Source organism: Adlercreutzia shanghongiae, from assembly GCF_035830635.1.
GTDB lineage: Bacteria > Actinomycetota > Coriobacteriia > Coriobacteriales > Eggerthellaceae > Adlercreutzia > Adlercreutzia shanghongiae.
On sequence record NZ_JAYMFI010000001.1, the window covers coordinates 224,816 to 246,853 of the forward strand.

Consider the following 22,038-nt stretch of genomic DNA (forward strand, 5'->3'; position numbering starts at 1 on the left):
TGTTTCTTACGTTATACCAGGTCGAACTAGGGGTTTTCTAAAAACAAAAAAGCACATTTTCCAAATTATGCGTTCCAAAAAAGCACAATTTCCATGAATCGGGCCAGACACACGCACAACAGGAAGGGCGCCCCCTGCGGAACGCCCTTCTGCGAGTTAGCTGGATGTGCGGCTAGGCCGTGCGCAAGATTCGCCTGCCTGGGGCCTAGTACATTCCGCCGCCGCCACCCATGGCGCCGGCCAGGGCGGACAGGTCCGGACCCTCCTTGGGGATCTCGTTGATGGTGGCCTCGGTGATGAGGATGAGAGCGGCCACGGAAGCAGCGGACTGCAGAGCGGTGCGGGTAACCTTCACCGGGTCGTTCACGCCCATCTCGATCATGTTGCCGTACTCGCCGTTGGCGCAGTTCAGACCCTCGCCCGCGGGTAGGCTCTTCACCTTCTCGACCACCACGGAACCCTCGAAGCCGGCGTTCTGGGCGATGGCGCGCATCGGGGCCTCGATGGCCTTGCGAATGATGTCGATGCCCACCTCTTCGTCCTTGTCGGCAGCCTCGACGGAATCCAGGGCGCCGATGGCGTCCACGAGAGCCACGCCGCCGCCGGCGACGATGCCCTCTTCCACAGCCGCGCGGGTCGCCTGCAGGGCGTCCTCGATGCGGGACTTCTTCTCCTTCAGCTCGGACTCGGTGGCAGCACCGACCTTCAGCACGGCCACGCCGCCGGAGAGCTTCGCCAAGCGCTCCTGGGCCTTCTCGCGGTCGAAGTCGGAGTCGACGCGCTCGAGCTCGGCGCGGATGATCTGGATGCGGTTCTCGATGTCTTCCTTCTTGCCAGCGCCATCCACGATAAGGGCGGTGTCCTTGGTGACCTTGACGGTCTTAGCGGTGCCGAGCATCTCCATGGTGGCGTCGGCCATGGTCATGCCGAAGTCCTTGTCGATGACCTGGGCGCCGGTGACCACGGCGATGTCCTCCAGAATGCGCTTGCGGCGGTCGCCGAAGCCGGGGGCCTTGATGGCGACCACGTTCAGGGTGCCGCGCAGGCGGTTCAGCAGGATGGTGGAGAGCGCCTCGCCCTCGACATCCTCAGCGACGATGAACAGCGGGCGCTGGGCGCGCATGATCTCCTCCAGCAGCGGAACCATGTCCTGGATGGAGTTGATCTTCATGTCGGTGAGCAGCACGTAGGGGTCCTTCAGCACCGCTTCCATCTTCTCCATATCGGTAGCCATGTAGGGGGAGATGTAGCCGCGCTCGTACTGCATGCCCTCGACGAGGTCCATCTCGATGCCGAAGGTCTGGGACTCCTCGACGGAGATGGCGCCGTCCTTGCCCACAGCGTCCATGGCCTCGGCGATCTTGTCGCCAATGGCGATGTCGCCCGCGGAGATGCGACCGACGTTAGCGATCTGCTCCTTGGTGGACACGGGGGTGGCGGAAGCCTTGATGGACTCGACGATAGCGTCGGTGGCCTTCTCGATGCCGCGGCGGATGCCGAGAGCGTCAGCGCCGGCGGTGACGTTCTTCAGGCCTTCGGAGACGATGACGTCGGCGAGAAGCGTAGCGGTAGTGGTACCGTCGCCGGCCACGTCGTTGGTCTTCACGGCAACCTCGCGCACCAGCTGGGCGCCCATGTTCTCAACGGGGTTCTCCAGCTCAACTTCCTTGGCAACGGTCACGCCGTCGTTGGTGATGAGCGGGGCGCCGTAGGACTTCTCCAGGGCGACGTAGCGGCCCTTGGGGCCGAGCGTCACCTTCACAGCGTCAGCCAGCTTGGACACGCCCGCGGCCAGGCCGGAGCGAGCATCGGTATCGAACTTGATTTCCTTAGCCATAAGTTCGCGTTCCTTTCAGAATACTTATTTTCAAAAACAACACTGGAAACAGCAGGCTTTTCGTGGTGAGTCGCATTGCCCTGAAGGTTCTGCGGTCTTGAGCTAAGCAGCCTTCGCGCTGTGTGCGAAAGACCGCAGGTTCTGAAGGGCTAGGCGGCCGCCACGGAAAGCCGTCGGGTTGTCGAATAATTACTTATTCAACAACCGCATAGATGTCGTCGGCGCGCAGGATGAGCACGTTCTCGCCATCCAGGGCGATCTCGGTGCCGCCGAACTTGCTGTAGATGACCTTGTCGCCCACTTTCACGGGCATGGGGAGCAGCTTGCCGTCCTTGTCGAGTCGGCCCTCGCCTACGGCGACGATGGTGCCGGTCTGGGGCTTTTCCTTGGCGTCGGAGGCCAAAAACAGGCCGGACGCGGTGGTGACCTCGGCCTCGTCCTGCTTCAGGATGACGCGGTCGCCCAGAGGCTTCAAATTCATAGCTTGCCGTCCTTTCAATGGTTGTCTTGTGCCTATGCACAGCTTCCAATTTAACCACTCGTTGAGGGTAAGTGCTAGCACTCTTTCACAACGAGTGCTAAACAGGAAGACATCATAACAGCAACGGGACGGAATACAAGGGGCGCACGGGAAAAACTTGAGTATTTCTCGCTGAAGTTTCCTGCGATTATGGGCTTTATCAGGGATTACTTTCCTACTTTGAAATTGTGCAGTTGCGCAGCTATTTGCCTGCGGGGCTCACGAGCCCCGTCTCGTAGGCGAACACCACCAACTGGGCGCGGTCGTGGGCATCGGTCTTTGCCATGATGCGCGCCAGGTGCGTCTTCACCGTGGCCGGCGAGATGAACAGCTCCTCGGCAATCCCATCGTTGGAAAGGCCGCGGGCCACGAGCATCAGAATCTCCCGCTCGCGATCGGTGAGATTCGCAAGGGCCGCGCGACGCGCATCTGCCACCTCGGCACTTCCCCAGCCGCCGCGCGGGCGGGCGGCCACGAAGGTCTCCACGAGCCGGCGCATCACCGAGGGCTGGATGAGCGCGTCGCCCGCGGCCACCACGCGGATGGCGGCGACAATCTCGTCGGGATCGGCGTCCTTCAGAAGAAATCCGCTCGCACCAGCGCCCAGGGCGTCATAGACATATTCGTCGATGTCGAAGGTGGTGAGCACGAGCACGCGCGTCTTCGCGAGCAGCGGGTTGCCCGTGATGGCACGGGTGGCCTCGATGCCGCTCATTTCGGGCATGCGAATGTCCATGAGCACCACATCGGGCTTGAGGCGCTGGGCCTCTTGCACCGCCTCGGCGCCGTTGCGCGCCTCCCCGACGATTTCGACGCCCTCGTAGGTACCGAGAATCGCCTTGAAGCCGCCCCGGACGAGGTCTTGGTCGTCGACAACGAGCACGCGGATGGGTTCAGCCTCAGTCATGGGGCTCCTCTTTCTGGTTCAGGGGGATGCTCACGCAGATGCGGAAACCACCGAGCGGGCTTTTCGCAGCGGAGAAGGTGCCGTGCAGAAGACGGGCGCGCTCGCGCATGCCGAGCAGCCCGTGGTGGCCCGCCGGCGCGCCGGTGGGCACGAAGCCCTTGCCGGCATCGTCCACCACCAGGGGGGCGCCACCCTGGTGGTGGACGAGGGCGGCAAGGGCTTCGTGCTCGCTGGCGCGCCGGCGGGAACGAAGCCCTTGCCGTCATCGTCCACCACCAGGGTGGCGCCACCCTCTTCGGTGGCAGAAAGCGCGAAGGCCGCGTGGCGCGCGTCGGCGTGGCGCACGATGTTCGTGGCCGCCTCCCGGGCGATGCCGTAGAGGGCCACGTCGATGAACGCCGGCACGACGGCGCGATTGTAGGACGCCTCGTCGAGAGACGCCTCGATGCCGGCCCCTTCCAGATAGGCCAGAAGGTCGGCCATGCGGTCGGTGCCCTGGGTGGGTGCGGTTTCCGCCGGCCCCTCGCCGGTGCGCAGCACGCCTATCATGGCGCGAATCTCCTCCAGGGCCGCCTTCGACGTGCGCCGCACTTCGGCGATGGCCTCTTTAGCCGCTTCGGGGTCGCGGTCGACCAGGCGCTCGGCGGCGGCGGCCTGAATGCTCACCGCGGAGAGCGAGTGCGCCGTGATGTCGTGCACCTCGCGAGCGATGGACACGCGCTCGGCTTCCACTCGACGCCGCGCCTCGCTCTCGCGGCTGCGCTCGGCGGCCACAGCGCGCTCCTCGATGGCGCGCGTGCGCTCTTGGTGCTCGTGCAGCGCGTAGCCCGCAAAGGCCGCGGCCAGCACCAAGGCCATATTCTGGAACAGCGTGAGCTGGGTGAGAATGCGCGACTGCTCCGGAGGGGCGGGGGCGAACATGAACACAAGGCAGGCGACGACACAGCCCACCACCGCCTCGCCGCGCGAGCGGACCGAGGCCAGGGTGAACAGGGCGATCAGCGGACCCGCCACCGAAAGCGCGATGCCATTCATTTCCGACTGAAGAAGGCCCCAGCTGACCATGCACCACGCAAATACCGCCCAGGGAAACTTGCGGCGCAGAACCAAGGGCAGCGTGGTGGCGGCGATGACGAGAAGCGAGAGCACCGAGGGCACCACGGCCTCGATGCCCATGAGCCGGCGCATGAACTCGTCGGGGATGATCAGGTTCACGGCCAAGGTCAGCTGCAGGCAGCAAAAGCCAAAGGCGCCCGCCGCAATGACGGCGTCGATGAGCCAATCGGTGGCCGAGAGTCTAGCTGTCTGTCGAAAGAGCGTATCCATGATGCTCATGGTAAACGACTCCCGTCCGCTCCGCCATACACCACCCGCTGTAGTTGCGAGGTTGTTATCCGTAGAACGGCGCGTCCGGATAGGGCGGCTCGAGGGCGCGCTTGAAGGCGTTGGCGCCCGTGCGAGCGATAACGTAGTCGGCCAGCTCGCGGTCGATTCCCGAAGCCGCGATGGCCTCGGCGCTTTCCCCTCTTTCCACAAAGGCCACCAGAATGCGGTCGAGCGTGGCGTAATCAACGCCGAGGGACTTCTCGTCCTCCTGACCGGGCGCGAGCTCGGCGCTCGGCGGCTTCACGAACACGTTCTCGGGAATGGGGCCGGCGCCGCCCTGCTCCTCGGCTTGGCGGTTGCGCCAACGGGCCAAGGCGAACACGTCGGTCTTGTAAATGCCTCCCAAAGGCGCGAAGGCCCCGGCCGTATCGCCGTAGAGTGTGGAATAGCCCATGCAGCCCTCGGACTTGTTCCCCGTGTTCAGCATGAGCCAGCCATGGGCGTTCGACAGCGCCATGAGGCACACCATGCGGCAGCGGGCCTGGGTGTTCTCGGCGGCAAGACCCGACAACGCCCCTCCGCAGGGCACGGCAAGCGCTCTTTCGAAGGCCACGAAGGGCTCGCAGATGGAAATCGTGCAGGTGGCTATGCCGAGGTTGGCCGCCAGCGCCTCGGCATCCTCAATGGAAGAGGGGCTGGAGAAGGGCCCGGGCAGCAGAGCGCCGTGCACGTGGCCGGCGCCCAGCGCATCGGCGGCCATGACGGCCACAAGGGCGGAATCCATGCCCCCGGACAGCCCCATGACCACATCGGTGAAGCCGGCGTCGCGCACGAAGGCGCCGAGGGCCTCGGTGCAGACCGTATACATCTGCTGCGGGTTCATAGGCGTCCTTTCCATAGCAAAAGCGCCGCCTATAGGGTGGCAGCGCTTTGGTGTCGCATCAGTGTCGGGCGTTAGTGCTCCGGCAGGTCTACCTCGATGGAGTCGATTTGCAGCTCGCGGCCGGCAAGCAGCTCGGTGGCGAAGCTGTCGCACTTCGGGCAGAACCGGTTGTACAGGTCGTGCTCGAACTCGTGACCGCATTCCAGGCACATGCTCCGCGGACGAATCATAGTGAGGTCCATGGTGGCGCCCTGGGTGAAGGGGTCGGACTCCGCCAGGGCCTCGAAAGCGAACATGAGCGCGTCCTCAACCGCCTCAGTGGCCTCGCCGATGGAGACCTTCACGCCCAGCAGCCTCGTCGCGCCGGCATCGCGGGCGGCTTCCACCGCCGCGTCCATGACGCTGGTCATAAGTCCCAGCTCGTGCACTTACTCGTCTCCTTCTTTGACCAGCTCTTCGTTCTGGCGCTTGATGCGGCGGCTGAGCACCACGCGGGCGATCAGCAGACTGACCTCGTAGAGCATGATCATGGCGGCGAACATGAGCAGCATGGTGACCGGCGAGGCGTCGGGGGTGACCACGGCGCAGATGACCATGAGCACCACGTAGACGGTGCGCCAGCTGCCGCGCAGCTTCTTATAGGGGATGACGTCGAAGATGACGAGGTAGAACACGACAAGCGGCAGCTCGAAAGCGAAGCCGAAGCCGAGCTCGAACTTGATGATGATGTCGATGTAGGAGTTCATGCGCGGCGCCACGTAACCAAGACCCATGGCCTGGTCGGTAAGCCACTGGAAGGCCGGGTTCAAAATGACGCAGTAGCAGAACACCGTGCCAATGATGAACAGGGCCACCGCCGCGATGAAGGTGGGCATGAACCACTTGCGCTCGCTCGGCTTCAGCGCCGGCAGGAAAAAGGCCAGAAGCTGCCACAGGATAACGGGCGAGGTGGCCACGATGCCGGCCCAGACCGATATCTGGAAGCGCACGGCAAAGGCCTCGAAGGGATCGATGGCCTGCAGCGACGCCATGCCGGTGGCCGGGTTCACCGGCAGAAACTCGGCGATGGGCATAAGCAGGAACTGGCCCATAGTGGGCGTGGCCATATAGAACACGACCACGGCCACGGCCAGGCAGGCGACGATGCGCACGAGGCGCATACGCAGCTCACCCAGATGGTCGAAAAGCGGCATGCGTGCCGGTCCGATAGGCATAGCTTTAGGCCTCCTTCTTCTCGTCGGAGGCATCAACGGCCTCCGTCACGGCCTTCTTGGCCTCGGCGGCCTTTTTGGCCTCGGCCTCAGCCTTGCGCTTGGCGGCAAGCTCTTCGCGCTTCTTGGCCGCCTCGGCCTTGCGAGCCTCGGCTGCGGCCTTCTTCTCGGCCTCCTCCTGCTTCTTCAGCTCTTCCGCCTCGGCGGCCTTGCGCTCGGCGCGCTCCTTGTCGTAGCGGGCCTTGCGCTCGGCGAAGCTCTCCGGCTTGGCGGCAGCCCCATCGGCAGCCGCATCGGCGGCCTCGGCCTGCTCGGCCTTGGCAGCAGCAGCCGCGGCGGCACCGGCGGCCGCCGTGGAGGTGCTCTTCTTGGTCTTGGCCTCGCTCACCTTCTTGGAGGCAGCGCTGGCGGCCTTCTTGGCGCTGTCGGCGGCCTTCTTGGCGCTGTCGGCGCCCTTCTTGGCCTTGGCCGCCGCCTCGTCAAGCGCGTCGAGCGGGTTTTTGAAGGGATCCTCGGCGTCCTTGTCGAACACCATCTCGCCCTTCAGCACGCCGCTCATCTCCTCCTGAGCGTTGCGGAACTTCGCGATGGCCTTGCCCAAGGTTTTCGCCATGGCAGGCAGCTTGTCGGGCCCGAAAATAAGGAACCCGAACAGCAGAATGAGAAAAAGCTCGAATCCGCCGATTCCAAACACGACTGGTTTCCTTTCAACAGCTCTACATCGAGAGCACGGTCAACGCCATAGTGGGAATGCCGAGGGCGAGCACCAAAATGACACAGACGACCACGGTGAAGATCTTCTTGGTGCGCGCCTTGGCCTCGGCGGCCTCCTTGGCGCGCCGCTCGCGCTCCTGGGCCTGCTTGATGCGCTCGGCCTGCTGCTTGCGCGTGGGGTTCTTCGCGCCGGTCTTGTTCTTCTTGGATGGCATCGTGGGCACTCCTCGAATTCCCAACTTTTGTATACGCAAATACGGCATTATCGCAGAATACGGTGCGGCGCGCCACCGAAAACCGGCTAGGCGCGCCGCGCTCCACGAATTAACAATTGCGCAAAGCCTTCGGGTTAGCAATAAGCCGACCCCGCGCGGCCTTGCGATGACTAGGCCTCCGGGCGCAGTTTGCTGCGAATCTCGATGACCCGGGCGATATTCTTCGCCACCTCCACCTTCACATGCCAACGGTTCTTCTCGTAGAGCACGTTGCCGTCCACCATGGTCATGAGCACGTCGGCCGTGGTGCAGGTGTTGACGACCGCGGCCACCGGATCGGTGGTGAAGGACTGGTGCGAGCTGGAGAGATCCACGGCGATCATGTCGGCGCGCTTGCCGATTTCCAGCGAGCCCACCTTGTCGTCGATGCCGAGGGCCCGCGCGCCGCCCAAGGTGGCAACTTCCAGCATCGCGTCGGCATCGAGGAAGCGGCCCGGATTCACGGCGCGCTGCAGCAGCATGCCGAGGCGCATCTCCGAGAGCATGTCGGTGGACTCGGTGGCCGCCGGCGAATCGGTGCCAAGACCCACGCGCAGACCGGCGCGGATGTACTCGTCGAGCGGCGCGACGCCCATGCCGAGCTGGGCCGTGGCGCGGGGGCACACGCAGACAGCCACGTCATAGGAGCGCAGTTTCTTCAAATCCTCGTCATCCACATAGACGGCGCCCACGATCATGACATTGGGAGCGTTGAAGGCATCCCAGTTGAGCGCATAGCGCACGGGGCTCACGCCCGTGGGCAGCCAGGGCGGAATCTCCACATAGCCGCGCTTCACATCGCCGCCGTGCACCTGGAAGGGCGAGGATCCGTAGCGCACGAAGTCGTATTCCTCGCGGCTGCCGGCAAGCCACAGCGCCACGGGCAGGTCTTCCTTGGTGGCGAACTTCGAAATGGCCGAGAGCGTGGCCGGATGATTCGTGAACAAGGGAGAGGCGGCGACACCGATGGTAACGCGGCCCGAATCCACCTCTTCTCGCCAGTGCAGGATATCTTTCTGGGCGTTCTGCATGGCCGCCTCGATGCGGTTCTTGTCCATGGCGCCCACCTGGCGGTAAATGACCGAGCGCAGGCCGAGTTTGTTCACTGCCGTGCAGGACGCGCCGGTCTGGGTGATGTCGGCCACGCAGGTGATGCCGCTGGAAAGCGCGTCGAGGCCGCCCAAAATGGCAGAATCGAACCAGTCGGAGGCTTCCATACGGCCGCTCTTGCGCGCCACCTCCACCAGCCACTGGACGTAGGGCGCATCGTTCACTACGCCGCGCAGCACCGACTGCTCGAGGCGGGTGTGCAAATCCACCAGGCCGGGCATGATGGCGGCCAGACCCTGGTCGACGACCTCTTCCTCCGGATAGCGCAGCCGCAGCTGATCCATCTTGCCGATATCGCGGATGACGCCGTCGCGCACGAGCACCGCGCCATCGACGATGGGCTCGGAGGTGACCGGCAGAATATACTGAGCGCACAGAAGCATAGGACCTCCCAATTCATGAGGGGCGTGTTCAATCAGAGGCCCATGATAGCACGGCGCCGCGCCGCCCATGGATAAGCGCCCGCGAATTGCTGGCGAGTGCCCTATACTGGGGCCAAACGACGATGCCGGACGCCGGTTGCGCCTGCGCGCAAAACCGCCTGGCCCCTCATTTCCCGCCGCCCCAAGGAGTTGCGCCCCTATGACCATCGATACCGCCACCGGGCTTGAGGCCCCCGCCGAGCTCTCAAGCGAGCGCGTGCGCGACATCTTCTCGTCCATCGCGCGGAAGTACGAGCGGTTCAACGCCATTTCCAGCTTCGGCGCCTACAAGCTGTGGCTGGCGGGCATGATGCGCCAAGCGCCCATCGAGGAGCACCACGACGTGCTGGATATCGCCGGCGGCACGGGCGATGTGACCTTCACCGTGGCGCGCACGAAGCACCCGCGCCACATCCAGTGCACCGATCTGGTGCCCGAGATGCTGGACGTGGCCCGCATGCACGTGGATGAGGGCGACGGTGCCGGCGTGCCCATCGATTTCGAGGTGGTGGACGCCCAGGACATCCCCTACGCCGACGAGTCCTACGACGTCATCACCATGGCCTACGGCATCCGCAACATGCCCGACCGCCCGCGCGCCCTGGCCGAGATGTTCCGCGTCCTGCGCCCGGGCGGCTCGCTCGTGTGCCTGGAATTCTCCACGCCGCCCAACGGGGCGTGGCGGGCGCTGTACCACTTCTACCTGCGCCATCTGATCCCGTTCTGGGGCGGTCTTATCACCGGCGACAAGGACGGCTTCGTGTACTTGGCGCGCTCCATTAAGGCCTTCCCCGACCAGGAGGGCCTGGCCGCCCTGATGTGCGAGGCCGGCTTTACCGATGTCACTTGGAAGAACTACACCGGCGGCATCGCCGCGGTGCACGTGGCGAAAAAGCCTGAGTGAGGGAAGCACCGAGCGCTACTGCCACGATACCCGTTTGAGCACGTCTGCTATTTCTCTGATAGCAGACGACGCTTCCTCATAGCTCATTTGCTCGTAGAGAAGAGGCGCAGTCACGCGCTCGTAGTCAGTGCGGTAAACTTCGCTGCGCGCAATCTCTCCCAATACCTCCGCCACATCGACTTCAGGCCCTGCCGAGGGCGTGCGATAGCCGCCGAGGCGCTGTCCCCTCACGACCGACAGCAGCGAAAGCAAGTCTTCGTTGAGGGCCACGACAGACAGAAGCTTCCTCAAATCATACAGATGGCGCGATTGACGATGGGGAATGGGGCCGGCAAGGTAATAGTCGCATACCGCGAACACCTTATCGCAGAACGTGCGCTCAAGGGAGTTCGCCAACACCTCGAACGCTCCCAGATCGAATTCCTCCATCACGTCTTGATAGCCCTGAGCTTCGCAATACTCCCCTATCAGGCTTTGAAGCGGACGTTTTTGGGCAGGATCGGCCGGAGTCATGACCGCTGTCTCGACAATGAGCTGCTCGTTGAGCGAAGTGCCATCTATGCCGGGCAGAGCTATCTCGTAGCGGTTGTACTCGCGACGGCTTCGCGTACGATTGAGATTGACGATGAAAAGGCCGAGCGCCTCCGCGCTTTCCAGAATGGCCTGCTTTATGCATCGACGCATTCCCTCTGTCGCATGCTCCTCCTGGATGCCCAAGTCCACATCTTCCGAGAAGCGATTAATGACGCCATAGCATTTCGAAAGACAGGTTCCGCCCTTAAACACAAGCGCGGGATTCCTGCAGGTTACTTCTTTGAGCATAGCAACGGCGAAGTAGTCCTTGACGACAAAGGATTCGTCTAGGCCCGCCCCCTCCGAAACAGCAGCTGTCAGATCGCTGAACAGACGCCAGTGATTATGCAAATACGCGATACCGTTCGCATTCTGCCAGTTTTTTTGCGGTTCTCCCGGGATAGCTAGCTGAGCAGTCATAAATCATCGTCCTCCCTGCTTTTCTCGCGAGCTTTCGAAGAGCATCCATTTCGTACTCATCGAAGAACTGGATGTTCTCGGCAGTGATGAGGTCAAGAAACCGCAAAGCGTCCACGTTGCGAGCATTAACAGGACGTCGCGGACGGCGCAGTATCACCCGCTTCCAGCCACCGAAGGGTTTCACGTCTCGAACGCGCGTTTTCTCCTTATTCGTCGTGATTTCCAACGTATTAGGAACCTGATCAGACACGCCCGATTCGTTGGCGAGGTTAAAGCCCGATGTGTATCCGTATACTTCCCCGTCCGACTCAAGCCAGCGCTTCATCGCAACCTGCCTGGCCGACAAACGAGACCTCCCCAACCGCGTTTCCGTGGGTAGGTAATATACGCCCCGGTCATAACGGACCAGCAAGCCTTCCGCTATCGCGGCGTCAATCTTCTTATACACCGCCTGGCGACTGACATCGGAAAACTCATTGAGAATTTCCTCAGTGAGAATGGGCGCGTTCTCGCCGAAGCGCTCTTTCAGTATGTCTGCAAATTTCTCCATAACGCAATGATATCTCCCCAAACAGTGGTTGACATATTTTTTCTTAAATTGTAGAGATTTGTCAACCTCGCAAAGCAATGCGCAGCGACGGAAGATAGAACGCGCAACGTGGATTGCCGAGGCGGCACCAACGCCCCGCAGATACCGGCGAATGCTAGAATGCCTTTGTCGCACTTGGAGTCCCGGGAGAAAAGAGGGTGCCCATGTTTGGGTTCGTCGTCGCCAGCGCTTCTTCTCTTTCCGATGAGGAGAAAGCCCGCTACCAGGCTGTGTACTGCGGGCTGTGCCGGGCGCTGGGCGAACGTTACGGACAGGCGGCACGGGCGGCGCTCACCTACGACCTCACCTTCTTCGTGCTGCTGTGCGATTCTCTGCATGAGCCTGCGGAATCAACGGGCGAGGCGCACTGCGTCACCCATCCGGTGAAAATGATGCCCTACGCGCGCTCTTCCTGGACCGATTACGCGGCCGACCTTTCGGTGGCGCTCGCCTATCATAAGTGCCTGGACGACATCGCCGATGACGGGTCGCTTACGGCCCGCGCTGGACGTGCTGCTCTTGCCGGTGCATACGCGCAGGCCGAAGCGCGCATTCCCGAGCAATGCGCCGCCATCGAGCAATCCATGGCCCGTATTCGGGAACTTGAGAAGTCGCGCGAAGAGCCGAGCCCCGATGCTGCCGCTAACGAGTTCGGCCAGCTGCTTGGCGAGCTGTTTGGTCACGATCAGGGATTCTGGGCCGATTCCATGCGCACGTTCGGCAACGCCTTGGGGCGCTTCGTCTACCTGATGGATGCGGCCGTCGATTACGCCGACGATGAGAAATCCGGCAGCTACAACCCCTTCGTTGCCCTTGGTAGCACCCCCGTGGCCATGGGCGAGACGCTCAGCCTCGTGGCCGCCGATGCCGCCGACGCCTTCGAGCGCCTCCCCCTGGAACAAGATCTGCACCTTCTGCGCAGCGTCCTTTACGAAGGAATCTGGATCCAGTTCAACCGTACTTACCGCAAAAACAACGAGACCCGCGATGCGGTCGCGGGCCTCTAAAGAGCTTATCTTGGATTGGGGGCGCTTAGCCGACGAATGCCTCCAATAGGCTGGCGGCCTGCTTGTAGAACGGCGCGCGGGATTCCGTTTGCACGGCCTCGGCGAAACGACCCATCCAGACCTGAGCATGGTCGGCCACGAACTGGTCCCAGGCTGCTTCGGGGCTGCCGCCGGGCAGGTCGGCCGAAGCCACCACGTCACCGGGCTCACCGGCATCTTCGAACTCCTCCAGAGTATCCTCGTCTTCCACGGCGGCCTCAGCGGCTGTCGCATCATCGACAATGCCCTCGGCCTCGGCGGCATCGGCAGCCGCGCGCAGAGCCAGGTATTCCAGAAGCTCCAACTCGGTCCACACAGCGTCCAACGGCTCGTTGGTGCCCTCGGGACGACCCAGGCCACAGGATTTGCAGAAGCGCTCCACGGCCATGGAATGAGGGTTCACAAACAGCAGAGCGTCGACGCCGTCATCGGCCGCGCGCCACACACCCTCGTAGGGGCTCACCGCCGGCTTGGGCGCACCCACGAACAGGCGTGTCGCCTCAGCACGCAGCTCGTGCTGCAGCTCGGCCGGGTCGGGAAGCGCCGCCGCCTCGGCCGCACCGGAAGCCGTCGCCGTTGTCCAGCTCAAGCCCAAAGCGCCCGCGATCTCGTCGGCCGCCTCGCCCCACTCCCCCGACGCGATGGCATCGGCCAACACGGTGTCCTCGGGGTAGCGAAACGACAGGGCCAAAAGCTCGCACATCGCCGCGCGCGCCTGCCACATATCAGCGGATACGGTCATGGAAGTTCCTCCTTCGTCGGTTTTGCTTGGCGCTAGTATAGCGTGAATGCTCGCGTCACGCCTCAACGGGCTCGCGCTCGTCGCAGGCGTCAAGGTCGCCCGACAATGAGGCACCGCGTCGCAGCACCGCCAAGGCGGCGGGAGCGCGCACGACTACGTGCACGATGATGGCCGCCAGCAGCACCTTTGCGGCGAACGCGTGCAACGGGTCCCAGAAATGGTACCCGGTCGCGTACAGCCCGAGCGCGGGCAGCACATCGCCCGACACCATGACGCCCGACACCGCGCAGGTGCCCAGCGAGAGCAGAAGAACGGCGTTCAGCGCCATGCGCGCCACACCCCCCTTGCGCCCTCGGGCCAGAAGCCCATCGGCGCTCGCCACGACATGAGCCGCCACAAGGACGACAACGAGAAGACCCACGAACTCGTGCAGCGGAATGCCCGTCACAACAGGATTGGCCGCGGCCACGTAAGCAACGAGCACAACGACGTCGAACAGCACGTGGCTACGCTTCATGACAGGCCTCCCCATGGTCGAACCCGGCTCCAGCACGATCGCGACCGCCGCGACCCATGCGACGTGCCATCAGCCACAGGCCAAGCACCAGCACCGTGGGCATGAGAATCCACACGTTCAGCGACATGTCCGATGCCTGATGGTAGCGGCCGGTGAGCGATTCCCACGCATGGCAGTCCGTCGCCGCGCACCCGGCCTCGGGACACGTCATCTCGTGAATGCCATCGGGCTCCGGCACCGCCCCGAAGCCGTGGCAGGTACCGCTCGCGCAACCTACCGCAGGACACGGCGAATCGGCGGCAATGGGCAGCACGGCCGACCGCGGCTCCATTGCAAAGCCGGCGACGGCAACAAGCGCCGCCACGACAGCGAGCACGCCCACCGCAATCAGCTTCTTCACAAACCCTCCTCTCCAAGGAACGAAAGGACCCGCGCCGGGAAGGGACGGCGCGGGCCCGCATGCAAGGAAGACGGCTATCGGGAAGACCGCTCGCCGGCCGCCGGGCGCAGGGGCAGGAACTTGATGCCCAGCAGGAACACGAGCACCGCCAGCGCCACCACGCCGAGCGTCACGCCGAACTCGAGCGGCGTGGGCCAGTAGACCATCTGCCCATAGATGCCCGCAAGGCCGGAGTCCCACGCCGTGTGCTGCATGGAAGTGAGCGGGCCGGCGTAGTCCAGGTTGGCGATCTGGAAGCCGCCCACCAAGAGCTGCACGCGCTTGCAGAAGATGCCGGCGATGGCGAGCAGCGAGCCCACGACCAACAGCGCGTTGGTGCGCAGCGCCGGCGTGAAGCAGATGACGGCACAGATGGCGCAGCCGATGACCTCGACCCAGAAGTACGGAGCCAGCGGTCCACTCGTCAGCATGGCGACCACCTCGGCACCCGAGCCGCCGGGGAAGGCCTCCGTCAGGAGGTCGCAGCCGAAGAAATACAGGTCAACCATCACGAAGGCGCCGAGCAGTTTGGCGAGCTTCACCAGATAGGCCTGATCGAGCTCAAGGTAGCCCGCGCGGCGCAGCGCCACGGCCACCACCATGACCAAAGCCGTGCCGCACACGAGCGCCGAGGAGACGAACCATGGGGCCAGAAGCGCCGTGTGCCACATCTCGCGGCCTTGCTGCAGACCGAAGATCCAGGCGGTCACCGAGTGCACGAGCACCGCGCACGCCAGAGCCACCACCGAGATCACGCGCAGGGCCGTATGCGACATCTTGCCTGAATCGGCCCGTACCTGCGCCCACAGGTACACGCAGGAGAGAATCAGGTAGGTGCCCAGCACCAGGATGTCCCACATAAGAGGACTCCCCAGGTTGGAGTACGCGAACAACTCCCACAGGCGCGCCGGCTGGCCCAAATCGACCACCACCATGCCGATGGCAGCCACCGTGCAGGCGATGGAGCTCATGACGGCCACCTTGGAGATGCCGCCGAAGCCCGCAATGCCGAAGGCCTTGGGCACCGACGAGATGATGAGGCCGCCGGCCGACAGGCCCACGAAGAACATGAAGGACGTGATGTAGAGGCCCCACGAGTCCAGGTTGCGCATGCCGGTCTGGACCATGCCGCCGGAAAGCTGCACGAGCCAAAGGGCGATGCCCGCGACCATCACCACGGCCGAGATGCCGATGGCAATGTTCAGGCCGCGGCCGCCCCACGCAACCGCCCTGGCGCCGGCCACCTCGCGGCTTTTCGGTCGACTTTGGGCCGCACTGAAGTCGAGGTCATCGTCAACGATGGCCCCAGAAGAGAAATCAGACATGAGAATCTCCTAGAGGTAGGCGGGCGGCGCGACGATGCCCCGCCCGCGATATCACATAACGGAAGGAAGCGCCCTACACCAGGTAGTACACCGACGGCCTGGTTCCCTCTTCGGGAAGCAGCTGCTTGTACTCGCGGGACGCGATGAGCTTGGAGACCTCCGATTCGGGGTCATCCAAATCACCGAAGTATCGAGCTTGTCCGGGGCAAACACGAATGCACGCCGGGCTCTCGCCGTTGCTAATGCGCTGGTAGCACATCGTGCATTTCTCCACCGTATGCTTCTGATGGGTCGGTACCGCCGGGTCGCCAATGGGAAAGTCGATGGCATATGCCGGTTCATCCCAGTTGAAAGAGCGCACCCCCGTATATGGACAAGCACCCATGCACATACGGCATCCGATGCATTTATCGTAATCCTGGCGCACGGCACCCGTCTCGGGGTCTTTGTACGTAGCGCCAACTGGGCACACCTTCACGCAAGCCGGGTTTTCGCAGTGCTGGCAGGCGACGGGCAAAAAGCTCATCTCGACATTCGGATACTGACCGCGCGCAGTGTCCGAGAAATCACCGCCGTCGGTGAAAACCCGATTCCACCAAATATCGTTTGGGAGATTATTGGTGTGCTTGCACATAACGGCACAGGTGTTGCACCCGATGCAGCTATCCGTATCAATAGCCATTCCGTATCTCATAAGAGTTCCTACCTAACTATCTCGAGATCGACGCGAGCATCGAACCAGTTGTTTGCGGCGTACCGCGGAGCTTGGACGTTCGAAGTCAAATTGTTGTAGTGGCCATCGACGAAGTGGCACTCTTGCCACCCATGATCCATAACCAGCATACCGGGTTGACAACCCGCGTTCACAACCGCCTTCAGCGTGCAATCGCCGTAGTCGTTGAACAGGCGGACGTAGTCGCCCGTTTGGACGCCATACGCCTCAGCATCCTGATTGTTCATCTTGACAATGGGCTCCGGTTCCAGCTCATGGAACACCGGCAACGTGCCAAACTGAGTGTGAATCATGTACTTACTGCGCTCCGTGGTGAACACAAAGGGGAATCTCGACGCCTCATCGCTCAAATACCAGGAGCCATCGGGCTCAAACCACTGCGGAAGGCACTCTCGACGAGCGTCGTACTCGCCGAACTTGGACCAGGGAGCAGGATTTTCCCAATAGAATTGGAGCTTTCCCGTGGCCGTGCTGAAATACGAATCCTGGCCGTAAATGCTGTAGGGAGTCGTTGAGCCATCCGGCATGACAAACTCATCGGGCCAGCATTTCATAATCTTGTTCTTCTTGAGCGCGTCCCAAGTCACACCTGCGGCCTTTGCAAGGTCGTTATCCAGCAGAGAGCGATTGAAATCCTCACGCGTATAGGGCATATCTCCACCCAGCCCCAGACCCTCTGCCAGCAATTTGGCGATTTCAAAATCGCCCTTGGCCTCGAAAGCCGGCTCCACCGCACGCTCATTGATGCGAATATAGGTGTTGCCCGCGTGCACGCCCTCATCCTCGAAGTAGTGAGTAACGGGCAGCAGGATATCGCTATATTTGGCTGTTTCGGTCATATAGACCTCAGCGTCTACGATAAAGGGAATCTTCTCCCAGGCCGCCAGATAGCTCAGGCGATTAGAATTGTTGGCTAGAGGATTGCCCTTGTACACGAACATCGACTTGATAACCAGAGGATCCTCGCCGTCAGTCCCCGTTTCGATAACACGCGGAACATCGACACCATAGATCGTCTTTGCTTCCTTGACGTTTTCCGGCACAGTGTAGGTATTGGAAAGACCCCAGCCATTTCCAGGCTGCGACATATCGGAGCCTACCGTGCCAGTTCCAGATTTCCCAATATTGCCGGAAATCATGAGAAGCGCGCATACATTGTGATAGAAGGTGTACCCATTCACATAATGGTCGGGGCCATAGCCCGTGCAAAGCGTCACCTTGTTGTTCGCGAAAATGTCCGCATAACGTCGGATGGTCTCTTCGGGGATGTTCGTATACTCCACAATGGTGGGCATATCCCACTCTCCAAGCCGCTCGAGGAGCAGTGAGAAGGCGGTAGCGACCGCATGTCCCTGCACATTGAACGAGCCCTCGAGTTCGACCTCATCAGTCGTGCCAGCCGCCGAGATGTTGCCGTCAACGCCCATCACCATTACCGGATCGTCGAACATCATGATGCTGCCGTCTTCCATCGCCTGCATCTTGGCAGCCATAACGGCTGGGTCGAGATCGGACTGACGCAAGAAGTTACCGTCTTCGTCTTTCACTAGATACGGCGCAACCGAGAGCTTCATCAACGTCTCTTTATCGTGCATATCGTTCTCGATGATATGCTGCATCATACCGATGGCGAGAAGTCCGTCAGTACCAGGACGAACGGGCTGATACTCCTCGCATTTAGAAGCGAAGATGGTGTAGACAGGGTCGATGCACACGAATCTCGTACCCGCCTTGCGCGCCTGATTGATCCAGCGGAAGCGGCCCACGCCGGATTCCGTGGTATTGCCGCCCCACACGAAGCAATAATCCGCATTGCGGAGATCGCGCCAGTCGTTGCCGATGAAGTTGCAGTAACCGAGCGAGTCGCTCATGCCAGTCATACCGTTGTTGTCATAGGAGTTCGCAGCGGTTGTCGCTCCAATCAAGAAACGAAGGCGATCATAACCGACACCGGTATCGTTGCGAAGATTGCCAGATCCAGGGAAAAACAGAACACTGTCATCGCCATATTCCTCCTGGGTCTTTTTCCAGTTATCACAGATCTCGGCGATGGCCTCTTCCCAGGTGATGCGCTCGAATTCGCCGCTACCGCGCTCGCCCACGCGACGCATAGGGTACTTGATACGGTTCGGGTCATACAGACGTTGCAGATGGGAAAGCCCCTTGAGACAACACTGGTCCATGTCGGGGTCTTCGTAATGGGCCGAGGTTACGCGGAACGCTCTGCCGTCCTTGACGTCGACCTCAAGACAGCAATGGCCGGCGCAGTTACCCGTGCAGTTGCATACTTTCGTCTCGAACCCTTCATCGGAATTGCCATCAGCAAGAGCAGTGCCAGCGAGGCTTGCACCACCACCAACAGCGGCCAAGGCGCCTACGGCACCAGTAGCTTTCAGAAACCCTCGACGGGTGAGACCAGAATGCGTCTTCTCGCTTCCGGACATTTCTCCTCCTCTTGTAGGCGGGAACCTCCGTGGCAAGCCCTCCGGGAAGCTACTCCGTATCGCTTGCTGGAAGGTTCCCTCTCCCCCATCCCTCGTGAGCAAATCCGGTTGTTTTCGCCACAAAGTCGATGGGGCCTCCATACCTGTCTTTAGAATCGGCCGGATTCTGATGGGACCAGTTTGTCATACTCTGTCATAGGTTGTCAAGGCAAAATATAGGACAAACTATGACAAAGGTTGTCATCACTTTGAAACGCCTGTTCATAAGCTACTTCTCGCTACTGATTACTTAGCAGGAAATTGCACTATTTTGCAAAGTCAAGTCTTGAAATGGGAATATTTGTTTGTATTCTTGTAGATAAGCGGGGAGCTGGGGCTCTCTGCATACACCTTCCCTATCACCAATTCTAGATGCGGGAGGGAGGTGATGCAGATGAGCGTTTTCCTGGCCTTAGTTCAAACCTTTGTGGCGGCCGCCTCGTTAGGGGTGGCTCTACTGGCCCTGAAAAGGGTCGACCCACCGCCAGGCGATGGGTCGCGTCACAATAGCGAGGACTAGGCACCCTCGCTACCGGGACGTCCTTGCGGCGTCCCGGCCCCTCGGGGCCAAGTCTTCTAGGCAAGGCCTATTGTAGCATGCTTTCGCGCCGATTCGCCGGAAGTTCTTTTCTGCGTCATTCGCTAGCCCTGTTTCGCCGCCCTCGCCAGGGCTTCGGCAGCGTCGGGGTCGGTGAAGCCCTCGCTGAAGGCGCTGGGGATGACGAGCGTGCCGCCGGACTGCTTCACCGATTCGTAGGCCAGGTGCATGGTGCGCAGGCGCATGGCCTCGGGATCGTCAGCATAATTGGCGCTGGCATCCTTCAGCATGGCGGAGATATCGGCCTCGGCCTCGGCCAGAATCATGCGGGCGTTCTTCTCGCGGGTGGCCACGGCCTCGGCAGCCATAGATTGCTGCAGCTCGCGCGGCACCACGATGTCGCGCACTTCCACGTCCATGACATCGATGCCCCACTCCGAGAGCTTCTCGGTAAGCACGTCCTTCAACTCCGCGTCAAGTTGGTCGCGGCGCGCAGCCACCTCCGAGAGACTTGCACGACCGATGGCCTTGCGCAGGGTCGCCTGGGCCATCCACGACACAGCGCTCGCGTAGTCCTCCACCTCCATGGCGGCCTTCTTCGCAGAGAAGACCATCCAGAAGATGACCGCGTCCACATTCACGGGCACCAAATCGGCCGTGAGCGTTTCCTCGGCGCCGAAGTACGTGGCAATGACGCGCTGGTCGATGCGCAGGGTGTAAAACTCGATGATGGGCCAGGTGAACACGATGCCCGGTCCCGCCACGCGGTTGAACTTGCCGAGGCGCATGACCACGGCCTTTTCCCATTCCATGACCAGATGAACGGAGCTTGCCGCCAAAGCGCCGACGACTACCGCCGCCAGAAGCGCCGCCAGGCCTATCGCGCCTGAGACAACCTGAAACATCGCCAGCACGAGCGTCACCGCGAGAGCGAACACCACAAACGTGAAGACGATGGCCCCGTTGCGGGAGGTGCGCCTACGCCCCGTTTCCAACTGAACGTTCGGCTGAATCGTCCTCGGATCCCGGGAAGTGGACGATACGGCCGCGGCTTCCACCTGCTTCTTGCGCATAATCTGCTCCTTGCTCGCGCTCGCGCTTGGCCTTAGCCGCTACCAAAGCGGCAGTGAACTGCGCGTCTACATCCTCCAGCGACATGCCGAGCTCCTGGCAACGCTGCAGATACTCGGCGGTGATGATTTCGGCCGTGACAGCGGCGTCGACTCCCGGCTTATCGGACACGTCGGCCACAAAGGCACCCTGACGGCGTTTCGAGATGATATAACCGTCTTCCTCGAGGCTTTGGTAAACCTTGCTCACGGTGTTGTAGTTCACCTCCACCTCGGCGGCCAGTCCCCGCACCGTGGGCAGCTGGTCGCCCGGCAGGTAGAACCCCGAGGTGATGAGGTAGATGAAGCGGTTCTTCAGCTGCAGCCAGATGGGGATGGAGCTGGACTCGTCCAGCTCGAACAGGTCCCCGGCAGGAATGGTCTTGCCTAGTTTAACCACGTATTCACGTCCTCTCTTTCCAAAGCCGCTTGGGGCTCTTGCAGTTCCAAATCGCGATGCACGCCGGCATCGACGACAGCAGTGCGCAGACCCATGGCGCCGACGAGCACCAAGACGCCGGATAGGGCCAGGGCAATGGCCGGAAACGACCGCGCTCCCGTCTGCCAGCGATCGCGCACGAGGCAGACTGCCTCGACGATGAGTGGCACCGAAATCCCACAGGCCACGAAACCGACCCACCACGGCAGGGCGGCGCTGCCTTCCATGAGGCTTGCGCCCGACGCCTGCGCGCCCGGGTGGTCACCCCCCAGCACGAAAGCAAGGAAGAAGGCTCCCGCCACCGCCTCGAAGACGATAACCACCGCGTCGGCGCGGGCGGCCCGACTTGCCAGCAGCGCCACTGTTCTGTCGCTGCGGAAAAACAGAGCCGCGGCCAACATGAGGGCGCAGCCGCAAGAAGCGGCCGACAGCACGAACAGCACCGGCACCCAGACAGACGACCAGAGTCGCACGCCCGTCAGCGTTCGCAGGAGCAACCCTGCGTACGCGGCGACAACGATGGCGAGGGCGATAGCCACAACCTCCAGGGCCGCCACCACGCCGCGTCCGACAGCGGGCACGTACATCACACGCACGAGAGCAAGAGCCGTTGCCGTCCCCGCCAGCAGCGTCACGGCCCAGGCGCCCAGGTTCATGAGCGTGGTCGGCGGCGACAGGAACAGGGCGATCACGCGATCGAGCCGTCCGAGATCGAGAGCGAGACACGCTGCGCCTAGCACCATCGCACCGCCGGAGACAACGAAGACGAGGGCGATAAGACGCTCGGCCGGAGCCTTTTCCGCAACGTCGGGCTTGGCACCCTCACCGAAGGGGTCGCGCACGACGAACAAATCGGCGAGCGACGCCGCCGCCGTTCCGCCGGCGCCGACACCGGCCAGAAACAGATAGGCTATCACCAGCTCGCCGAACACCGCGCGCCCCCTTCGACTCGTTTCCCGAAGTATGACACAAAAGGTCTGCGTTGTATATGACAACG

General features: G+C 62.1%; 23 protein-coding genes. 2 read left to right on the forward strand and 21 right to left on the reverse strand.

Going from position 1 to position 22,038, the window contains the following annotated elements; genetic code table 11:
• Positions 1-205: 205 nt before the first annotated feature.
• From groL to VJ923_RS01075, 10 genes are all read right to left on the reverse strand, one after another.
• A complete protein-coding gene (groL, locus tag VJ923_RS01030; RefSeq protein ID WP_326437610.1) occupies positions 206-1,837 on the reverse strand; it encodes a chaperonin GroEL in 1,632 nt (543 codons plus the stop codon).
• Positions 1,838-2,030: 193 nt separating this feature from the next.
• On the reverse strand, positions 2,031-2,318 hold the full coding sequence (locus tag VJ923_RS01035; RefSeq protein ID WP_326437612.1) for a co-chaperone GroES: 288 nt from the start codon (positions 2,316-2,318) through the stop codon (positions 2,031-2,033).
• A gap of 241 nt (positions 2,319-2,559) precedes the next feature.
• Positions 2,560-3,264 (reverse strand): response regulator transcription factor, encoded by a 705-nt coding sequence (locus VJ923_RS01040; protein ID WP_326437614.1) that lies wholly within the window; start codon positions 3,262-3,264, stop codon positions 2,560-2,562.
• Between the two features lie 30 nt (positions 3,265-3,294).
• On the reverse strand, positions 3,295-4,599 hold the full coding sequence (locus VJ923_RS01045) for a sensor histidine kinase (protein WP_326437616.1): 1,305 nt from the start codon (positions 4,597-4,599) through the stop codon (positions 3,295-3,297).
• 55 nt (positions 4,600-4,654) lie between these two features.
• Positions 4,655-5,473, reverse strand: a complete 819-nt coding sequence (gene nadE, locus VJ923_RS01050) for an NAD(+) synthase (protein ID WP_326437618.1) — start codon at positions 5,471-5,473, stop codon at positions 4,655-4,657.
• Positions 5,474-5,544: 71 nt separating this feature from the next.
• Positions 5,545-5,901, reverse strand: coding sequence for a hydrogenase maturation nickel metallochaperone HypA/HybF (locus VJ923_RS01055; protein WP_326437620.1), 357 nt, complete (start codon positions 5,899-5,901; stop codon positions 5,545-5,547).
• A complete protein-coding gene (tatC, locus tag VJ923_RS01060; protein WP_326437622.1) occupies positions 5,902-6,687 on the reverse strand; it encodes a twin-arginine translocase subunit TatC in 786 nt (261 codons plus the stop codon).
• 4 nt (positions 6,688-6,691) lie between these two features.
• Positions 6,692-7,378 carry a Sec-independent protein translocase subunit TatA/TatB gene (locus VJ923_RS01065; protein ID WP_326437624.1) on the reverse strand — a complete coding sequence of 229 codons (687 nt, stop codon included), beginning with the start codon at positions 7,376-7,378 and terminating at the stop codon, positions 6,692-6,694.
• 22 nt (positions 7,379-7,400) lie between these two features.
• Complete coding sequence (locus VJ923_RS01070; protein WP_326437626.1) at positions 7,401-7,613, reverse strand: CASC3 protein CASC3; 213 nt, start codon at positions 7,611-7,613, stop codon at positions 7,401-7,403.
• A 170-nt stretch (positions 7,614-7,783) separates the two neighbouring features.
• The gene (locus VJ923_RS01075) at positions 7,784-9,145 is read right to left on the reverse strand and encodes an amidohydrolase family protein (RefSeq protein ID WP_326437629.1); all 1,362 of its coding nucleotides are present in this window, start codon (positions 9,143-9,145) and stop codon (positions 7,784-7,786) included.
• A gap of 199 nt (positions 9,146-9,344) precedes the next feature.
• Here VJ923_RS01075 and VJ923_RS01080 point away from each other — a divergent pair, with 199 nt between their 5' ends.
• Entirely contained in the window at positions 9,345-10,088 is a 744-nt protein-coding gene (locus VJ923_RS01080) for a class I SAM-dependent methyltransferase (protein WP_326437631.1), read from the forward strand.
• A gap of 15 nt (positions 10,089-10,103) precedes the next feature.
• Here VJ923_RS01080 and VJ923_RS01085 read toward each other — a convergent pair whose 3' ends face one another.
• Positions 10,104-11,081, reverse strand: coding sequence for a nucleotidyl transferase AbiEii/AbiGii toxin family protein (locus VJ923_RS01085; RefSeq protein ID WP_326437633.1), 978 nt, complete (start codon positions 11,079-11,081; stop codon positions 10,104-10,106).
• A complete protein-coding gene (locus VJ923_RS01090) occupies positions 11,005-11,631 on the reverse strand; it encodes a hypothetical protein (protein ID WP_326437635.1) in 627 nt (208 codons plus the stop codon). Before VJ923_RS01090 ends, VJ923_RS01085 begins: the two co-directional genes overlap by 77 nt.
• A gap of 203 nt (positions 11,632-11,834) precedes the next feature.
• Here VJ923_RS01090 and VJ923_RS01095 point away from each other — a divergent pair, with 203 nt between their 5' ends.
• A complete protein-coding gene (locus VJ923_RS01095) occupies positions 11,835-12,677 on the forward strand; it encodes a DUF5685 family protein (RefSeq protein ID WP_326437637.1) in 843 nt (280 codons plus the stop codon).
• A gap of 25 nt (positions 12,678-12,702) precedes the next feature.
• Here VJ923_RS01095 and VJ923_RS01100 read toward each other — a convergent pair whose 3' ends face one another.
• The 9 genes from VJ923_RS01100 to nrfD (VJ923_RS01140) all read right to left on the reverse strand — a co-directional run bounded on the left by VJ923_RS01100 (position 12,703) and on the right by nrfD (VJ923_RS01140) (position 22,036).
• The gene (locus VJ923_RS01100; protein WP_326437639.1) at positions 12,703-13,458 is read right to left on the reverse strand and encodes a TorD/DmsD family molecular chaperone; all 756 of its coding nucleotides are present in this window, start codon (positions 13,456-13,458) and stop codon (positions 12,703-12,705) included.
• 55 nt (positions 13,459-13,513) lie between these two features.
• The gene (locus tag VJ923_RS01105; protein ID WP_326437641.1) at positions 13,514-13,975 is read right to left on the reverse strand and encodes a DUF4405 domain-containing protein; all 462 of its coding nucleotides are present in this window, start codon (positions 13,973-13,975) and stop codon (positions 13,514-13,516) included.
• Positions 13,965-14,375, reverse strand: coding sequence for a hypothetical protein (locus VJ923_RS01110; protein ID WP_326437643.1), 411 nt, complete (start codon positions 14,373-14,375; stop codon positions 13,965-13,967). Before VJ923_RS01110 ends, VJ923_RS01105 begins: the two co-directional genes overlap by 11 nt.
• A 74-nt stretch (positions 14,376-14,449) precedes the next feature.
• Positions 14,450-15,739, reverse strand: coding sequence for an NrfD/PsrC family molybdoenzyme membrane anchor subunit (gene nrfD, locus VJ923_RS01115; RefSeq protein WP_326437645.1), 1,290 nt, complete (start codon positions 15,737-15,739; stop codon positions 14,450-14,452).
• A 73-nt stretch (positions 15,740-15,812) separates the two neighbouring features.
• Positions 15,813-16,433 (reverse strand): 4Fe-4S dicluster domain-containing protein, encoded by a 621-nt coding sequence (locus tag VJ923_RS01120; RefSeq protein ID WP_326437647.1) that lies wholly within the window; start codon positions 16,431-16,433, stop codon positions 15,813-15,815.
• An 8-nt stretch (positions 16,434-16,441) separates the two neighbouring features.
• Positions 16,442-18,916 (reverse strand): molybdopterin-containing oxidoreductase family protein, encoded by a 2,475-nt coding sequence (locus VJ923_RS01125; protein WP_326437649.1) that lies wholly within the window; start codon positions 18,914-18,916, stop codon positions 16,442-16,444.
• 681 nt (positions 18,917-19,597) lie between these two features.
• Positions 19,598-20,566, reverse strand: a complete 969-nt coding sequence (locus VJ923_RS01130; RefSeq protein ID WP_326437651.1) for a slipin family protein — start codon at positions 20,564-20,566, stop codon at positions 19,598-19,600.
• Positions 20,472-21,002: a GntR family transcriptional regulator gene (locus VJ923_RS01135; RefSeq protein WP_326437653.1), complete on the reverse strand. Its 531-nt coding sequence runs from the start codon at positions 21,000-21,002 to the stop codon at positions 20,472-20,474. The genes VJ923_RS01130 and VJ923_RS01135 overlap by 95 nt, the downstream gene beginning before the upstream one ends.
• Positions 20,990-22,036, reverse strand: a complete 1,047-nt coding sequence (gene nrfD / locus VJ923_RS01140; protein WP_326437655.1) for an NrfD/PsrC family molybdoenzyme membrane anchor subunit — start codon at positions 22,034-22,036, stop codon at positions 20,990-20,992. Before nrfD (VJ923_RS01140) ends, VJ923_RS01135 begins: the two co-directional genes overlap by 13 nt.
• Positions 22,037-22,038: the final 2 nt, after the last annotated feature.

Bases quoted from the DNA above. Each gene is read 5' to 3' on its own strand.
- groL (WP_326437610.1), bottom strand. From the start codon at position 1,837: ATGGCTAAGGAAATCAAGTTCGATACCGATGCTCGCTCCGGCCTGGCC.
- VJ923_RS01035 (WP_326437612.1), bottom strand. From the start codon at position 2,318: ATGAATTTGAAGCCTCTGGGCGACCGCGTCATCCTGAAGCAGGACGAG.
- VJ923_RS01040 (WP_326437614.1), bottom strand. From the start codon at position 3,264: ATGACTGAGGCTGAACCCATCCGCGTGCTCGTTGTCGACGACCAAGAC.
- VJ923_RS01045 (WP_326437616.1), bottom strand. From the start codon at position 4,599: ATGAGCATCATGGATACGCTCTTTCGACAGACAGCTAGACTCTCGGCC.
- nadE (WP_326437618.1), bottom strand. From the start codon at position 5,473: ATGAACCCGCAGCAGATGTATACGGTCTGCACCGAGGCCCTCGGCGCC.
- tatC (WP_326437622.1), bottom strand. From the start codon at position 6,687: ATGCCTATCGGACCGGCACGCATGCCGCTTTTCGACCATCTGGGTGAG.
- VJ923_RS01070 (WP_326437626.1), bottom strand. From the start codon at position 7,613: ATGCCATCCAAGAAGAACAAGACCGGCGCGAAGAACCCCACGCGCAAG.
- VJ923_RS01075 (WP_326437629.1), bottom strand. From the start codon at position 9,145: ATGCTTCTGTGCGCTCAGTATATTCTGCCGGTCACCTCCGAGCCCATC.
- VJ923_RS01080 (WP_326437631.1), top strand. From the start codon at position 9,345: ATGACCATCGATACCGCCACCGGGCTTGAGGCCCCCGCCGAGCTCTCA.
- VJ923_RS01085 (WP_326437633.1), bottom strand. From the start codon at position 11,081: ATGACTGCTCAGCTAGCTATCCCGGGAGAACCGCAAAAAAACTGGCAG.
- VJ923_RS01090 (WP_326437635.1), bottom strand. From the start codon at position 11,631: ATGGAGAAATTTGCAGACATACTGAAAGAGCGCTTCGGCGAGAACGCG.
- VJ923_RS01095 (WP_326437637.1), top strand. From the start codon at position 11,835: ATGTTTGGGTTCGTCGTCGCCAGCGCTTCTTCTCTTTCCGATGAGGAG.
- VJ923_RS01100 (WP_326437639.1), bottom strand. From the start codon at position 13,458: ATGACCGTATCCGCTGATATGTGGCAGGCGCGCGCGGCGATGTGCGAG.
- VJ923_RS01105 (WP_326437641.1), bottom strand. From the start codon at position 13,975: ATGAAGCGTAGCCACGTGCTGTTCGACGTCGTTGTGCTCGTTGCTTAC.
- nrfD (WP_326437645.1), bottom strand. From the start codon at position 15,739: ATGTCTGATTTCTCTTCTGGGGCCATCGTTGACGATGACCTCGACTTC.
- VJ923_RS01120 (WP_326437647.1), bottom strand. From the start codon at position 16,433: ATGAGATACGGAATGGCTATTGATACGGATAGCTGCATCGGGTGCAAC.
- VJ923_RS01125 (WP_326437649.1), bottom strand. From the start codon at position 18,916: ATGTCCGGAAGCGAGAAGACGCATTCTGGTCTCACCCGTCGAGGGTTT.
- VJ923_RS01130 (WP_326437651.1), bottom strand. From the start codon at position 20,566: ATGCGCAAGAAGCAGGTGGAAGCCGCGGCCGTATCGTCCACTTCCCGG.